1 protein-coding gene is annotated in these 329 nt (G+C 40.1%); it reads right to left on the bottom strand.

Going from position 1 to position 329, the window contains the following annotated elements; genetic code table 11:
- A partial coding sequence (locus BZK16_RS14060; RefSeq protein WP_143691220.1) for a peptidoglycan-binding domain-containing protein occupies nt 1-329 on the bottom strand: 329 nt, incomplete at both ends.

Here is a 329-nt window from a genome sequence, read left to right as displayed (position 1 = left end):
GCTTGGATATTGGCGAGTTTATTAGTGATTTGTTGCTCAGGTTTTTGGGAACTACTCGTACGAACAAAAGGTAAATGTTTATTGTGTTCATTAAGCTGTGCATCAATTGCACTTCTTGTCGCATTGTCATATTGGCCTGTTGCAGTTAATCCATGTGCTTCTTGGAAAGCCTTAACCTGATCAACAGTTGCTTGATCGTAGACAGAGTCTTTGCCATTGGTAGTAATTTTCGCACCATTTGAGTTCAATGCATTTAGTTTTTCTTGGAGTTCCGCAACATCAACCCCTACATGATCCTTTGTTAAGTCTCTTGGCGTAAGTGTCCAATC

It is taken from the genome of Wohlfahrtiimonas populi, assembly GCF_002006795.1.
Classification (GTDB): domain Bacteria; phylum Pseudomonadota; class Gammaproteobacteria; order Cardiobacteriales; family Wohlfahrtiimonadaceae; genus Wohlfahrtiimonas; species Wohlfahrtiimonas populi.
This window is presented reverse-complemented; position numbering and strand designations above follow the sequence as displayed.